The following is a 14,265-nucleotide window of genomic DNA, read 5'->3' on the forward strand; positions in this document are numbered from 1 at the left end:
GGATTTTTATTATTCTATAGTATAACATTTCCGTCTATTCTCCGCAATTTTCTCCCAGATCTCTTTATACTAAAAAATCTCCTTTACCAGCGATCTTCCCGCCAGTAAAGGAGATTTTCCATTTATTATCCCTCTGCCTTCCCATGCAGATAAAAGCACACGCCGCCAACCATAACAGCGCCGCCAATGATATTTCCAATAGTAACCGGCAGCAGATTAACAGTCACAAAACTGCCCCAGTTAAGTCCTGTCAGTTTTTCTGCTCCCAGCCCATATAATTCCTGGGCTTTCTGCACATATGCCGGGTTTCCTGCTGCAAAAATGCCTGCCGGAATATAATACATATTTGCAACACAGTGCTCAAAGCCAGATACTACAAAGGCCAGGATCGGGAAGAAGATCGCCAGCACTTTTCCGCCAATATCTTTTGCTGCCGCTGCCATTAACACAGCTGCGCACACCAGGATATTGCATAAAATGCCGGAAAACAGCGCCCGCATAAAACTTAAACCAGTCTTTCCCACTGCCGTTTTAATGGTATAAGCTCCTAAAGCCCCGGCAGAATAATCATACTGGCCGCTGTGAGCCACCAGAAAGGCGATCAGCACCGCTCCTGCAAAATTCCCCAGATAAACGATCAAAAGGGTCCTTAAAAGGCTTCCAAAGCCAATACGGCCTTTCATACATGCCATGGACATCATACAGTCCCCTGTAAACAGTTCTCCGCCTACAAACACGATCATCATAAGTCCCACTGGGAAAATACATCCTGCAAGGGTCCTTGCAATTCCCACATCCGTAATATTATGGACTGCCAGACTGCTTGACTGGGCTCCCATTGCAATAAAGGCACCCGCCATGATCCCCAGGACAAAAATACGCCTTTTCTTTGCTGCTGCTTTTGCAACAGCCGCATTAATATTGGCCGACACCACTTCCGCCGGCACATTCAGCAATGACTGCATCTCTTTCCCCTCCGTTTTCTTTTGTCATTTTGTTTACTTCTGTCATTTCATTTCCGCTTTGCTTTCTGACATCTGCCATTTTGCAAAAACGCCGGGGATAATCATAACACAGCCCATTTTATGGAACAATCGGCTTTTCTCCTATTGAGAAAAAACAATCATTTATGCTTTTATGTGTTCTTTATACCTGTGCTTACATCCTTTCCCTTTCTTTATCCCTTTTCCCTTATAATAAAAATATCCTCAATAAACAAAGGTCTTATACCTTACATTCACTGAGGACATCATTTATATAATTTCATTTATATGGGAGGGGTTTTTATGTTAACACTTTTTGCATTTGCGATCATTTTTATTCTGTTCACTCTTGGTTATTTGGGCATCGATAAGCTGGAGCATTACTTTAAAACCCTGAATAAATGATCACTCTACTTTGATCATGCGGTACCCGATCCCTATATGGGTCTGTATATACTGAGGGGCATCCGGTTCGCTTTCCAGTTTTTTACGCAAAGTTGCCATAAATACACGTAAAGAAGCAATATCATTTTCCCAGCTGCTCCCCCACACTTTCTGGGTGATATAAGTATGCGTCAGCACTTTACCTGTATTTTTAGCCATGAGGCACAGCAGTTTATACTCTGTAGACGTAAGATGCAGCTCCTTATCCCCCATATAGGCACAGCCCGCTGCAAAATCGATCCGCAGTCTGCCATTTGTATAAACAGACTCTGCTGTCTGGGCTTCGCCGTTCATGAGCGCCATTCTCCGTTCCACAACACGCAGCCGCGCCAGCAACTCTTCTACAGAAAAAGGCTTTGTGAGATAATCATCAGCACCTGCGTCCAGTGCGTCTATTTTATCTGTATCTTCGCTTCTTGCACTGATCACAATGATTGGCAAGTTGGACCAGGTACGTATTTTCCGGATCACATCTACGCCGTCCATATCCGGCAGTCCCAGATCCAAAAGGACCACATCCGGATTGTGGGAAGAAGCTTCTACAACTGCTCCATCCCCGGTCCCGGCAGTCAGATACCTGTATCCATGGGTCTTTAATGTAATAGTGATCAGATTTCTTACAGGAATATCATCCTCCACAACCAATATCAAAGGTTTATTCATTTAATGCCACCTCCTCTGCAGGTAATGTAAACGTAACTACCGCCCCATGAGGGATATTATCAGATATCCATATTTTTCCTCCATGGGCATTAATAATAGATCTGCAAAGCCCAAGCCCCAATCCTAAACTCCTGCGGCTGTCTGCCACCTGGTCGCTGCCTGTATAAAACATGTCAAATACTCTTTCTTTCCTGTCATCAGGGATCCCGTTCCCCAGATCGCATACAGAAATGATGACCTGGGATCTTTCAGCGTTTTCTGCTTTTTCTTTCTTCACCCTGACCGTAATATCTGTTCCCTGAGGCGTATATTTTACCGCATTGCCAATCAGATTGATCAGCACCTGGACGATCAGCCTTGCGTCCATCTTTGCAAGGATCAGTTCATCTTCCTCTTCTACCTTTATGGTCCTTCCTGTCCGGCTCTGTCCCGTATGCTTTAATGCCTCTTTGATCACCTCATCCACCAGCTCTGCTGACTGGCGGATCTGCATCCTGCCTTCCTCGATCCGGGTCACGGAAAGCAGGTTTTCCACCAGATCGATCAGCCACATGGAATCATCATAAATATCCCCATAGATCTGCCGGCGCATCTGTGCATCCAGACAGCTTTCATTGTAAAGGAGATTATTTGCATTACCAGAAATAGATGTGAGAGGCGTTCTCAGGTCATGGGAGATCGTTCTTAACAAATTCGCTCTTAACTGTTCATTCTTTGCCAGGATCGCTGCCTCTTCTTTTTCCCGCACGTTTTTATCATTCTCCAGTGCAAGGGCACATTCTCCCAATATGGACAATAATACACTGTTTTCAAAGGCATCTAACGGCTGTTTCTGGATCATAATCCCCACCACTCCATAAACGGTGCTGTTTACGCGGATCGCCAGATACTGCCTTTTTGCCTGCTTAAAATGGTCTGTTCCTGTTCCGGCATGGCGGTTATTCTCTAAAGCCCATGCAGCTGCCTGTTCCTCACAGGCTTCATCTTCAATGGTGATATCCTCTTCCCCCTGGGGAACCCGGCGCAAAGGATGCTCCAGTTTTCCATCCTTTACATCATAGATCACCGTTTCTCTCTTTAAAAGTTTAACGATCTGCTGTGCCGCCCCTTCCAGGATCTCTGTCTTTCCTTTGGCCTGCTGTAAAAGCTGGTTCGTATCAAGCAGCACTTTCAGCCTGTATGCATCCCTGGCAGCCTGTCCTGCATGCTGTTTCAGCCTGGAGGCCAGAGAGCCTGTGATCAAAGCCGCAAGAAACATGACGGCAAATGTAAACGGGTAACTGCGATCATAAGCCCGAAGCGTAAAACGTGGTGCCGTAAACAGAAAATTAAAAATCAGAACACTGGCTATGGTAGACGAAAAACTGTAAAACCAGCCTTCTGTTACTATAGAGATCAGAAGCACTCCTAAAATATAAACAGTAATAATATTGGCATCTGTCAGCTTCAGCTTTTCAAACAGCCATCCTACTGCTGTTGCTGCAAATAAAATGCCTGCGCTTTTGACTGCTGCCTTAAAGGAAAATGCATTCTTTTGCGCCAGCCTGTTCCATTTACGGATCACCTCAGGTCCCATCTGGCTGTCAGGTATGATATAGATTTCCATTTCAGGCGCATGATCGATCAGCTTTTCCACAAGAGATGTTCCTGCAAAAACCCCTTTTTTCTTTGCAGCGCTGCGCCCGATCACGATCCTGGTGATCCCTGAAAGTCTGGCAAACTCCGCGATCTGAAAAGAAATATCATCACCGTAAACTGTTTCTATTTCTGCACCAGATTGTTTTGCCAGCTTAATATTCCCTTTCAGGCGCTCCTGGTCCTCTTTTCCCATTTTTCCGGCCAAAGGTGTTTCTACAAATAATGCGGTTAATGTCCCATTAAAAGCCTCTGCCATCTGGGCAGCTGTGCGTATGATCTTTCCATTAGACGGTGAAGATGATAAACATACAAGTATCCGTTCTTCCATTTTTCTTTTCCCCAGGTTTTCTGATGCTCTTCTGAAATCTTCTTAGGATCCACAAGGCCTGCAAATGACCAGATTGCAGTATTATGTTAAATATGAAAACACTTCTGGATATCCCTGCTTGCTCCCAGCACCAGCATAGTAACATCTTTGTCCAGTACTGTATCCGGAGTAATGGACATTTCCAGCTTGCCATCGCGTTTTAAAGCCATGATAGTGATGTTGTATTTCTTTCTGATGTCAATATTTCCAACAGTCTTTCCCACCCAGTTTTCCGGAATGCTGATCTCAAAGATCGCATGGTCATCAGATAACTGGATATAATCAAAAATATGCTCCGAGCTATAACGGATCGCTGTCCAGTTTGCCAGCTGTTTCTCCGGATACACGACCTCATCTGCGCCATTGCGCAGCAGAAATCTTGCCTGAACATCCCTTGCGGCCCTTGAAACTACCAGCTTTGCACCCAGATCCTTTAAATAGGCCGTTGTTTCCAAAGAGCTTTGGAAATCCCCACCGATCGCCACGATGCACACATCAAAATTTCCAATTCCCAAAGACTGTAAAAATTCAATATTGGTGCTGTCCCCGATCTGTCCGCTGGTGACAAAAGGAAGCACTGCCTCTACACGGTCCTCCTGTTTGTCTACCGCTAATACCTGATGATTTAATTCGTTTAATTTCTCCGCAATATGTCTTCCAAATCGTCCAAGTCCTATTAATAATATTGATTTCAATATGATTTTCCTCCTTATTTTTCCATTGCACATATCCGATACCCGCCGCATACGCGGCGGTATATTAATATTCCCATATTATCCCACTGTGATCTTCTCCTGGGGGAATTTTGTCATACTCGGCCGCATACCGGACAGTGCTGCAAATACCAGCGTCAGGCCGCCTACGCGTCCACAGTACATTAAAACAATCAATACCAGTCTTGCAGCCGCTCCCAGGGTCGGTGTCACACCCAGTGTCAAACCTACGGTTGCAATAGCAGAACCGGCCTCAAACAAACTTGTGAGCACAGGCAGTCCTTCTGCATAGCATAAAAACAGTCCGCCCACTGTACAAAGCACCATATACATCAGCATAACTACTGCCGCATACCGCACGGTTTCCGTTGGAATACGTCTGCCAAAACACTGGGCGTCTTCTTTTCTGCGAAATACAGCCGCCGTTGAAAGCAGTAAAACTGCAATGGTAGTCATTTTCATACCGCCTGCGGTAGATCCCGGCGCACCGCCGATCAGCATTAACATGACCATTAAAAACAGTCCGCCTTCGCTCATCTGCCCGAAATCTGCTGTATTAAACCCGGCAGTTCTTGGTGTTACCGCCTGAAACAGGGATAACCAGAACCGTTCCAGTCCATTTCCCCACTGGGATCCGTGAAACTCCCCAAAATAGAAAATAACCGTAGGTACGATCACCAGTATCAGATCTGTTACCAGTATTACCTTGCTCTGCATCCTGTATTTTTTAAACTGCAGCTTATTTGTCTTTATATCTTCCCAGGTGAGAAATCCCAGACCGCCGATCAGTATGAGCAATACAATAACTGCATTTACAAGCCCGTTTCCAGCATAATAAGTCAGTGACGAGTACTGCTGTCTGACTCCCATCAGATCAAAGCCTGCGTTGCAGAAAGCAGAAATGGAATGAAAAACACCATACCAGATCCCTTTTCCCACTCCAAAGTCCTTTATAAACACAGGTGCCAGCAAAATAGCTCCTAGCAGTTCGATCAGCGCGATACCTTTCAGGAAAAAGCCTGTAAAACGGACAATGCCGCCTACCTGTGGTGCTGAGATCGACTCCTGCATCAGGCTTCTCTGCATCAGACCGATCTTCTTCCCTGAAACCATGGCTACTGCAATGGTAATGGTCACAACGCCCATTCCTCCGATCTGGATCAGCAGCAGGATCACCACCTGTCCAAAACAGCTCCAGTACGTAGCTGTATCATGGACGATCAGCCCTGTCACACAGGTAGCCGATGTAGCTGTAAATAACGCATCCAGAAATGGCGCGCTTCCCGGCTCCCTGGATGCAAAAGGCAGCATTAAAAGCAGTGTTCCCACTAATATAACTGCCAAAAAGCCAAATATAATGATCTGAAAAGAAGATAAGCTCTTCTTTTTTTGAAATAATTCCATTTTCCCTCCTGTAACAGCCCTTTTACCAGCAATGTCATTTCATTATGACATAATCCCCTCAAAGTTTCTATTAAAAATACAACGCTTCGTATAAAGATTGTATAAAGAATTTATCTTAGATTTTTCTAAAAGTCCCCGCTCTTATCCATATCCGGCAGTTCCATTGCCTGTTGGTCTGAAGGCGCACAGCCAAACATCTTCCGGTACGCCCGGAAGAAGCTGGAATAATCTCCAAATCCGGCTTTAAGTGCTGCCTCTGCAGCCGGTGTTCCCCCGGCCAGTTCTTTTCTTGCAATCGTCATCCTTTTATATAAAATGTATCTGGCTACCGTAGTGCCTGCCGCACGCTTAAAGATAGCAGTCAGATGATTTTTACTCATATAAAATTTTTCTGCCAGTCCTTCTAATGTGAGATGCTCCGTCAGGTGCTCATTAATGTAACGCAGGATCTCCTGGGCTACATCTTCCTTCCCCGGTCCGCGACCTACCCCCTTTTCATACATTGCAGATAGATAGGTCAAAAACGATACGATCCGTGCGCGAATTGCAATATCCTGCAGTTCCCTGCTATAAGATCCACATTCTTCCAAGGAATTAAAATACCATTCTGCCCGGAACTGTTCTTCCATATACCACCAGCTTTTTCCAAGAATTCCCAAAAGCAGCTGTTTTTCCTTTTCCGTCAGAAGTTCCGGCACAAAGTGCAGCCGGATCCTGTGGTACTCGCTTCCGTCCAGCACCCGCAGCCCATGAAAGCAGTTTGGCGGAATGATCAGGAGACTTCCAGGCTTTGGTACATAAGAAGTCCCCTCCAGAAAGTACTCCACATTCCCTTTTACCATGTAATAGATCTCATAACTGTTGTGGCAGTGCATCTTATACTCCATATCCGCCTCATCACTGCGGGTATGGGCATACACCACCTGACTTGTTTTAAAACTGTCTTCCTGATACATGATCTCCCTCTTTTTATTGCATGATACCGGGTCCCAGGTTCAAAAATCCTCCTGCAAACAGGCTTGCACCGGATTTCCAGCCTTTTGCCCCTAGTATCCATTGTATCAAAGTTTGTTCGATTTGCAATATTCTTTACGCACATTACAATGGTTTTTACAATGTATCGGATATATAATAGGCAACGTAAACAAGAGAAAACCGAAAGGGCCCTCCCCCTTTCACACAAACATTTTATCCCCCCTTTATACACATATGTATACAGAAAAGACCAGGTATCCCCAGTACCTGGTCTTTTCGTTTTGTTAAAGTATCATCTGGAACAAAAGCACCATAAGCGGCATCGTCACAATAGAAAACAATGTAGTCATAACATTGATAGCGCTGGCATATTGGGAGTCGTTTCCATATACCTGGCACATCTGGGTGATCGTTGAAGCAGAGGGTGTGATCACTGCCAGAAATACGATCAGCAGCAATTTCTTTCCGTCAGGACTTCCATTTACAAGACCACTGACCTTTAAAAGGAGCAACGCCACCGCCGGTACTGCGATCAGCCTTAAAAATGTAATAAAATAAACTCTTCCATTTGTAAAAATATCTTTCAGGCTCATCTCTGCGATCAGCATTCCCGTTACCATCATACTGGCCGGTCCGATCATGCTTCCCACAGAGCCAAAAGTCTGGTTTAAGATCTGGGGCAGGCGGATCTTTGTGAAAAACAGGAACACGCCTGCAAATACAGCGACCATATTAATATTTAACAATATCTTTTTCCAGTCGATCTTACTCTGCCTGCTTAAGACCCATTTTCCATGACTCCACACAAACACGATCTGCACACTCATAAACACGCAGCCATACAGTACCCATTCCTGCCCCAGGACAAAGGTCACGATGGGCATGATCAGATTTCCTGCATTGGAATAATACACAGATGCCTTTTCAACCTCATTTAAGCCCATTCGACCTGCGCCCCATACAATGATAAGTAATAGCACCTGAAGCATTACAGAGGCTGCGAAGGCCAGTAAAAGGCCCTGTACCTTCTCACTGGTATAATCCACCTGGAACGCATTGATGATAACGCAGGGAATGATCAGATACAGCACGATCTTTGAAATAACCTTGCTGTCCTCTCCCTTCAAAAGCCTTGCCTTTACGATCACATAGCCCATAAATATCATTAAAAACAACTCTGTGATCTGCTGCATCAAAAGTAAACTGATCTCCATAGTAAAACCTTTCCGAAAACATATGCATGATAACAAAAAGATCCTGCACACAGACTGTTTATAGCCATGTGCAGGATCTGGAATTTTAAATTACTTTATTTTTTAGACAATACCCTGAGCGATCATAGCTTCTACTACCTTCTCAAATCCGGCAATATTTGCACCTGCTACATAGTTTCCAGGTACTCCGTATCTTTCAGCTGCATCTGCTGCCTTTGCGAAGATGTCGATCATGATCTTGTGCAGTCTCTCATCAACTTCTTCAAAGGTCCAGGACAGTCTTAAGGAGTTCTGGCTCTGCTCCAGACCGGAAGTAGCAACGCCACCAGCGTTAGCTGCCTTACCAGGCATGAACAAGATCTTCTTCTCAACGAACAGGTCAGTAGCTTCTCTTGTGGAAGGCATGTTAGCACCTTCAGCAACTGCGAAGCAGCCATTTGCTAAAAGAGCCTTAGCATCATCTAAGTTCAGCTCGTTCTGGGTTGCGCATGGAAGTGCGATATCGCAAGGAATGGTCCAGATGCCCTTGCCTTCTGTATAAACAGCGGTAGGAACAGCATCTGCGTACTCTTTGATACGTCCTCTGCGTACTTCCTTGATCTCCTTAACAACATCTAACTTGATGCCGTCTGCATCGTAGATATAGCCGTTGGAATCGCTCATTGCTACAACCTTTGCACCATACTGCTGAGCCTTCTCAACTGCGTAGATAGCAACATTACCGGAACCGGAAACCAGAACAGTCTTTCCTGCGATCTCCTTGCCGTTGTGCTTTAACATCTCGTCTAACATGTATACAAGGCCATATCCTGTTGCCTGGGTTCTTGCTAAAGAACCACCGAAGGTTAAGCCCTTACCAGTTAAAACGCCTTCATATAAACCAGTCATTCTCTTGTACTGGCCAAACAGGTAGCCGATCTCTCTGCCGCCTACACCAATATCACCTGCTGGAACGTCTGTATCCTTTCCAATGTGACGGTACAGCTCTGTCATAAAGCTCTGGCAGAATGCCATAACTTCGCGGTCAGATTTGCCCTTAGGATCAAAGTTGGAACCGCCTTTGCCACCGCCCATAGGAAGACCAGTCAGAGAGTTCTTCAAAGTCTGCTCGAAACCTAAGAACTTTAAGATGCCCTGGTTTACAGATGGATGGAAACGAAGTCCGCCCTTGTACGGTCCGATTGCACTGTTGAACTGTACACGGTAACCCTTGTTTACCTGAACCTTTCCATTGTCATCTACCCACGGTACGCGGAAAGAAACAATACGTTCTGGCTCAGTGAAACGCTCCAGGATACCAGCTTTGCGGTACTTCTCCTCATTTGCATCAATAACCAGTCTTAAAGAATCCAGAACCTCTTTTACGGCCTGGTGGAATTCAGGTTCACCTGGATTCTGTGCAACTACTCTCTCGTAAATTTCATCAACGTAAGACATTTGAATACCCTCCTTGGTTTTTATTAAATTTTTTTGGAATATCGGCTCTATGGGGGGACCGGCTTCCCAGGGGATACTTGCTTTATTAAGCAGGCACTTTAGGAAAAGTATAGCAAGTTAATTTGCTAAAGTCAAGAAACAATTACATATTAAACCTATACGAAAATGCTTATTAAATATATAACTCCAAGTTATAAAAAAGCACCCTCCTTTGTATTCTTAAGAATCTGCACTTTTTCTTCTTCTGTCAGCCCAACCAGTTTCTTAAGATATTCAAACTCCTTCTTAAGCTCTGTACGGCAAATGGCCATATCATCGGTGCACACAGCTACCCTGATCCCCTGGCTTAAATATTCTCTTAAAGGATAAACTTTCATATCCGGGATCGCCTTGGTAATCCGGTTGCTGGTTGGACACATTTCCAAGAAAATGCCCTTTTCACGGATCATGCGCACAACAGCCGGATCCTCATAGCTTCTCACTCCATGTCCGATCCTTGCTGCACCCATTTCAATGGCACAGGCTACCTCTGCTGCTCCGCCGGCCTCACCTGCATGGATGGTAAATGGAATGTTCCTGTCAGCAGCCTTCTTAAACAGCTCTTTATATTTATAAGTAGGATAAAGAGCCTCTGCTCCCGCTAAGTCCATGGCTGCCACACCATAACCTTTCCTTCCGTCTGCCAGAATACGCTTCTTTACATACTCCCCGGTCAGCTCCATGGTTTCTTCGTTTGCCCTTTCATTTCCATTGCCACGCATACAGCAAAGGATCAGATTACATGGCAGTGTGGAGCGTTTAAGACCGTCCAGAGCCGCTTCTATGACCTGTGCCTGAGATAATCCACCCTGACAGTGCAGCTGAGGTGCAAAACGCAGTTCTGCGTAGGAAAGGCCTTCTGCCTTTAACTCTTCCTGTACCAGATATATCGCCTCACTAATACCTTCCTTTGTCTGCAAAAGTTTCAACGGCAGATCAAAACACTGCAAAAATTCATTTAAGCTCTGGCAGTCTTCCCCTACAGACAATGCATTGTTTAACTGCTCTCCCTCATATGGCAGTTCTATCCCCTGAAGTGCCGCCAGCTTTTTGGCGATCCGGGGTGTAATGGCACCGTCTAAATGAAGATGCAGTTCCCCATAGCCTGTTTCCTGATCTTCCATTTCCATCGTTTCCTTTAAATCTATTTCCATCTGTAATCCCCTTTCGCAGAATGTTTCACGTGAAACATTTCTTACCCTTCTTGTTTTTTACCAACAGTATAGCTGATTTTTCCGGAAAACACCAGATTTCGTTTGTATGATCCAGTCCCCAATACTCACAAACACAATTTCTCATAAACTCCCAAACGCGAACAGACCGCCTGCCCCGAAAGGCCGACGGTCTGCTCCAAACACAAAGGATAAAGGTTTTACCCACAATGGGTTCGATTTATATTTAATGATTATTTTCCGTAGTAAGCTCTTAAGTACATTTCCTTGATCTCGCTCATCAGAGGATATCTTGGGTTAGCACCGGTGCACTGGTCATCGAATGCCTGCTCTACCATGTCATCCAGTCTGTCTAAGAAATCTTTCTCATCAATTCCGTATGCCTGGATAGAGGACTTAACACCAACCTGCTTCTTCAGATCTTCGATCTTCTCCATCAGCTTCTTAACTGCCTCAGCATCATCCTTCGCCTGGATGCCTACGAAACGAGCGCACTCTGCGTATCTTGCCTGGGTATGTGGATACTGATACTGGGAGAAGGTTCCCATCTTGCGTGGGTTCTCAGCAGCGTTAAACTCAATTACCAGGTTTAATAACAGTGCATTTGCAAGTCCATGTGGCAGGTGATGGAATGCACCTAATTTATGTGCCATAGAGTGGCAAACACCTAAGAATGCATTTGCAAATGCCATACCAGCCATGCAGGAAGCGTCTGCCATCTTCTGACGTGCTTCTACATTTCCAGGCTCATTGTAAGCAGTTGGAAGATATTCAAATACATTCTTCATAGCCTTTAATGCAAGACCGTCTGTATAGTCTGTAGCCATAACAGAAGCATATGCTTCCAGAGCGTGTACCAGAACGTCCAGACCGGATGCGCTGGTCAGTCCCTTAGGCTGGCTCATCATATTGTCAGTATCTACAATTGCCATCTTAGGCAGCAGCTGGTAGTCAGCTAACGGATACTTAACACCGGTGTTCTGATCAGTGATAACTGCGAATGGTGTAACCTCAGAACCAGTACCGGAAGAGGTAGGAACTGCTACAAAGTATGCCTTCTCGCCCATGGTTGGGAAGGTATATACACGCTTACGGATATCAATGAAACGCATTGCCATATCCATGAAGTCTGCTTCTGGATGCTCATAGAGAACCCACATGATCTTGCCGGCATCCATTGCGGAACCGCCGCCCATTGCGATGATCACATCCGGCTCAAATTCTCTCATCAGCTTTGCGCCAGCCTGTGCATTTGCCAGGGTTGGGTCTGGCTGTACATCAGAGAATACAGTGTAAGTAATTCCCATTTCATTTAAACGGTCAGTGATAACATGTGTATATCCATTCTTGTACAGGAAAGAGTCTGTTACGATGAAGGCTCTCTTCTTGCCCATAACGTCCTTTAATTCCTTCAGTGCTACAGGCAGACAGCCCTTCTTAAAGTAAACCTTCTCAGGTGCTCTGAACCACAGCATGTTCTCTCTCCTCTCAGCAACAGTCTTGATATTTAACAGGTGCTTTACACCAACGTTCTCAGATACGGAGTTTCCGCCCCAGGAACCGCAGCCTAATGTCAGGGATGGTGTCAGCTTGAAGTTGTATAAGTCACCGATACCGCCGTGGGAAGAAGGTGTATTGATCAGGATACGGCAGGTCTTCATGCGCTCTGCATGCTTCATGATCTTCTCAGTTTCATTTACATTGATGTACAGAGAAGAAGTATGGCCGTAACCGCCGTCAGCCACCAGACGCTCTGCCTTATCCAGTGCCTCGTCAAAGGTCTTTGCCTTGTACATTGCAAGTACTGGGGACAGTTTCTCATGTGCGAACTCTTCGCTGATATCTACGGACTCAACTTCGCCGATAAGGATCTTGGTATCTACAGGAACTTCTACACCAGCCAGCTTTGCAATGGTGTATGCAGACTGTCCAACGATCTTTGCATTTAAGGCACCGTTGATCAGGATGGTCTTTCTTACCTTTTCGATCTCACCTGGTTTTAAGAAATAGCAACCTCTGTATTCAAATTCTTTCTTGGCAGCTTCATATACAGGCTCCAGAATGGTTACAGACTGTTCAGAAGCACAGATCATACCATTATCAAAGGTCTTAGAATGGATAATGGAGTTAACTGCCATACGTACATCTGCAGTGTCATCAATGATAACCGGTGTATTTCCGGCACCTACGCCAAGTGCAGGTTTTCCGGAAGAATAAGCTGCTTTAACCATTCCAGGACCACCGGTTGCCAGGATAATGTCTGCATCTCTCATAACTTCGTTTGTTAAGTCAAGAGATGGAACATCGATCCAGCCGATGATGCCTTCTGGTGCTCCAGCTGCAACTGCTGCATCCAGAACTACCTTTGCTGCTGCAATGGTGCTCTTTTTAGCTCTTGGATGTGGGGAAATGATGATCGCATTTCTGGTCTTTAAGGAGATCAATGTCTTAAAAATCGCAGTTGATGTTGGATTGGTAGTTGGGATAACTGCTGCAACCAGACCGATCGGCTCTGCGATCTTCTTAATTCCATATTCCTTATCTTCTTCGATCACACCAACTGTTTTAGTGTTCTTGTATGCATTGTAAATGTACTCTGCTGCGTAGTTGTTTTTGATGACCTTATCTTCTACGATACCCATTCCGGTCTCTTCTACTGCCATTTTTGCCAGCGGGATACGCATCTTGTTTGCTGCGCTTGCTGCTGCGAAGAAGATCTTATCAACCTGCTCCTGTGTGTAGGTTGCAAATACTTTCTGAGCTTCACGCATTGCTGCCATTTTTGCATTTAAGCCTTCTACGCTGTCAATGATCTCCGGAACAACCTGTTCTGCTTTCTTTGCCATTTCCATTTCCTCCATAATTCCCTTTGTGTTTGTGTTACTTTGTAATGCCTTGTGTTTGTTATCGTTTTAATGTGTTTGTTTTCATGTTATGTTGTGTCGATTGCTTTATTTCTTTCGTTAATTAATTATCAATCTCACATTAGGCATTATATCGTATTGTTAAAAAAATGTCAACTATGTTTTTTAATAAAAACAAGGAAGTTCCTTCCTCATTTTTACGAGATCATCCATAAATGAATAGGAACTTGCTTGTATCAGGTGGGTGAAAACCCGCCTGATAAGCTGCAGAGCAGCTTTTTTATTATGAGCAGGTAGCGAAAGCGGATTGCGAATATCCTTTGATACAATACTTACAGAACCTGCCACTGGC

At 44.9% G+C, this 14,265-nt stretch carries 10 protein-coding genes; all 10 read right to left on the bottom strand.

Annotated features, from left to right (window positions below; all coding sequences use genetic code 11):
* Nucleotides 1–125: 125 nt before the first annotated feature.
* The 10 genes from DW251_RS11375 to adhE all read right to left on the bottom strand — a co-directional run bounded on the left by DW251_RS11375 (nt 126) and on the right by adhE (nt 13,895).
* Nucleotides 126–965, bottom strand: a complete 840-nt coding sequence (locus tag DW251_RS11375; protein WP_118301204.1) for a formate/nitrite transporter family protein — start codon at nt 963–965, stop codon at nt 126–128.
* Nucleotides 966–1,388: 423 nt separating this feature from the next.
* Nucleotides 1,389–2,090 (bottom strand): response regulator transcription factor, encoded by a 702-nt coding sequence (locus tag DW251_RS11380; RefSeq protein ID WP_021870194.1) that lies wholly within the window; start codon nt 2,088–2,090, stop codon nt 1,389–1,391.
* Nucleotides 2,083–4,056, bottom strand: coding sequence for a DUF4118 domain-containing protein (locus DW251_RS11385; RefSeq protein ID WP_118301205.1), 1,974 nt, complete (start codon nt 4,054–4,056; stop codon nt 2,083–2,085). Before DW251_RS11385 ends, DW251_RS11380 begins: the two co-directional genes overlap by 8 nt.
* An 86-nt stretch (nt 4,057–4,142) precedes the next feature.
* Nucleotides 4,143–4,790: a TrkA family potassium uptake protein gene (locus DW251_RS11390; RefSeq protein WP_021870192.1), complete on the bottom strand. Its 648-nt coding sequence runs from the start codon at nt 4,788–4,790 to the stop codon at nt 4,143–4,145.
* 78 nt (nt 4,791–4,868) lie between these two features.
* Complete coding sequence (locus tag DW251_RS11395; protein WP_021870191.1) at nt 4,869–6,212, bottom strand: potassium transporter TrkG; 1,344 nt, start codon at nt 6,210–6,212, stop codon at nt 4,869–4,871.
* A gap of 125 nt (nt 6,213–6,337) precedes the next feature.
* On the bottom strand, nt 6,338–7,168 hold the full coding sequence (locus DW251_RS11400; protein WP_118301206.1) for an AraC family transcriptional regulator: 831 nt from the start codon (nt 7,166–7,168) through the stop codon (nt 6,338–6,340).
* Between the two features lie 303 nt (nt 7,169–7,471).
* A complete protein-coding gene (locus DW251_RS11405; protein WP_118301207.1) occupies nt 7,472–8,401 on the bottom strand; it encodes an AEC family transporter in 930 nt (309 codons plus the stop codon).
* Between the two features lie 102 nt (nt 8,402–8,503).
* Nucleotides 8,504–9,838 carry an NADP-specific glutamate dehydrogenase gene (gene gdhA, locus DW251_RS11410; protein ID WP_021870188.1) on the bottom strand — a complete coding sequence of 445 codons (1,335 nt, stop codon included), beginning with the start codon at nt 9,836–9,838 and terminating at the stop codon, nt 8,504–8,506.
* A 191-nt stretch (nt 9,839–10,029) separates the two neighbouring features.
* Nucleotides 10,030–11,031, bottom strand: coding sequence for an adenosine deaminase (gene add / locus DW251_RS11415; RefSeq protein ID WP_118301208.1), 1,002 nt, complete (start codon nt 11,029–11,031; stop codon nt 10,030–10,032).
* Between the two features lie 251 nt (nt 11,032–11,282).
* Nucleotides 11,283–13,895, bottom strand: coding sequence for a bifunctional acetaldehyde-CoA/alcohol dehydrogenase (adhE, locus tag DW251_RS11420; RefSeq protein WP_021870186.1), 2,613 nt, complete (start codon nt 13,893–13,895; stop codon nt 11,283–11,285).
* Nucleotides 13,896–14,265: the final 370 nt, after the last annotated feature.

This window comes from Clostridium sp. AM22-11AC (assembly GCF_003473545.1).
GTDB lineage: Bacteria > Bacillota > Clostridia > Lachnospirales > Lachnospiraceae > Enterocloster.

What these genes read in the sequence shown, in the direction of transcription:
- DW251_RS11375 (WP_118301204.1), bottom strand. Translation starts at nt 965, where the DNA reads ATGCAGTCATTGCTGAATGTGCCGGCGGAAGTGGTGTCGGCCAATATT.
- DW251_RS11380 (WP_021870194.1), bottom strand. Translation starts at nt 2,090, where the DNA reads ATGAATAAACCTTTGATATTGGTTGTGGAGGATGATATTCCTGTAAGA.
- DW251_RS11385 (WP_118301205.1), bottom strand. Translation starts at nt 4,056, where the DNA reads ATGGAAGAACGGATACTTGTATGTTTATCATCTTCACCGTCTAATGGA.
- DW251_RS11395 (WP_021870191.1), bottom strand. Translation starts at nt 6,212, where the DNA reads ATGGAATTATTTCAAAAAAAGAAGAGCTTATCTTCTTTTCAGATCATT.
- DW251_RS11400 (WP_118301206.1), bottom strand. Translation starts at nt 7,168, where the DNA reads ATGTATCAGGAAGACAGTTTTAAAACAAGTCAGGTGGTGTATGCCCAT.
- DW251_RS11405 (WP_118301207.1), bottom strand. Translation starts at nt 8,401, where the DNA reads ATGGAGATCAGTTTACTTTTGATGCAGCAGATCACAGAGTTGTTTTTA.
- gdhA (WP_021870188.1), bottom strand. Translation starts at nt 9,838, where the DNA reads ATGTCTTACGTTGATGAAATTTACGAGAGAGTAGTTGCACAGAATCCA.
- add (WP_118301208.1), bottom strand. Translation starts at nt 11,031, where the DNA reads ATGGAAATAGATTTAAAGGAAACGATGGAAATGGAAGATCAGGAAACA.
- adhE (WP_021870186.1), bottom strand. Translation starts at nt 13,895, where the DNA reads ATGGCAAAGAAAGCAGAACAGGTTGTTCCGGAGATCATTGACAGCGTA.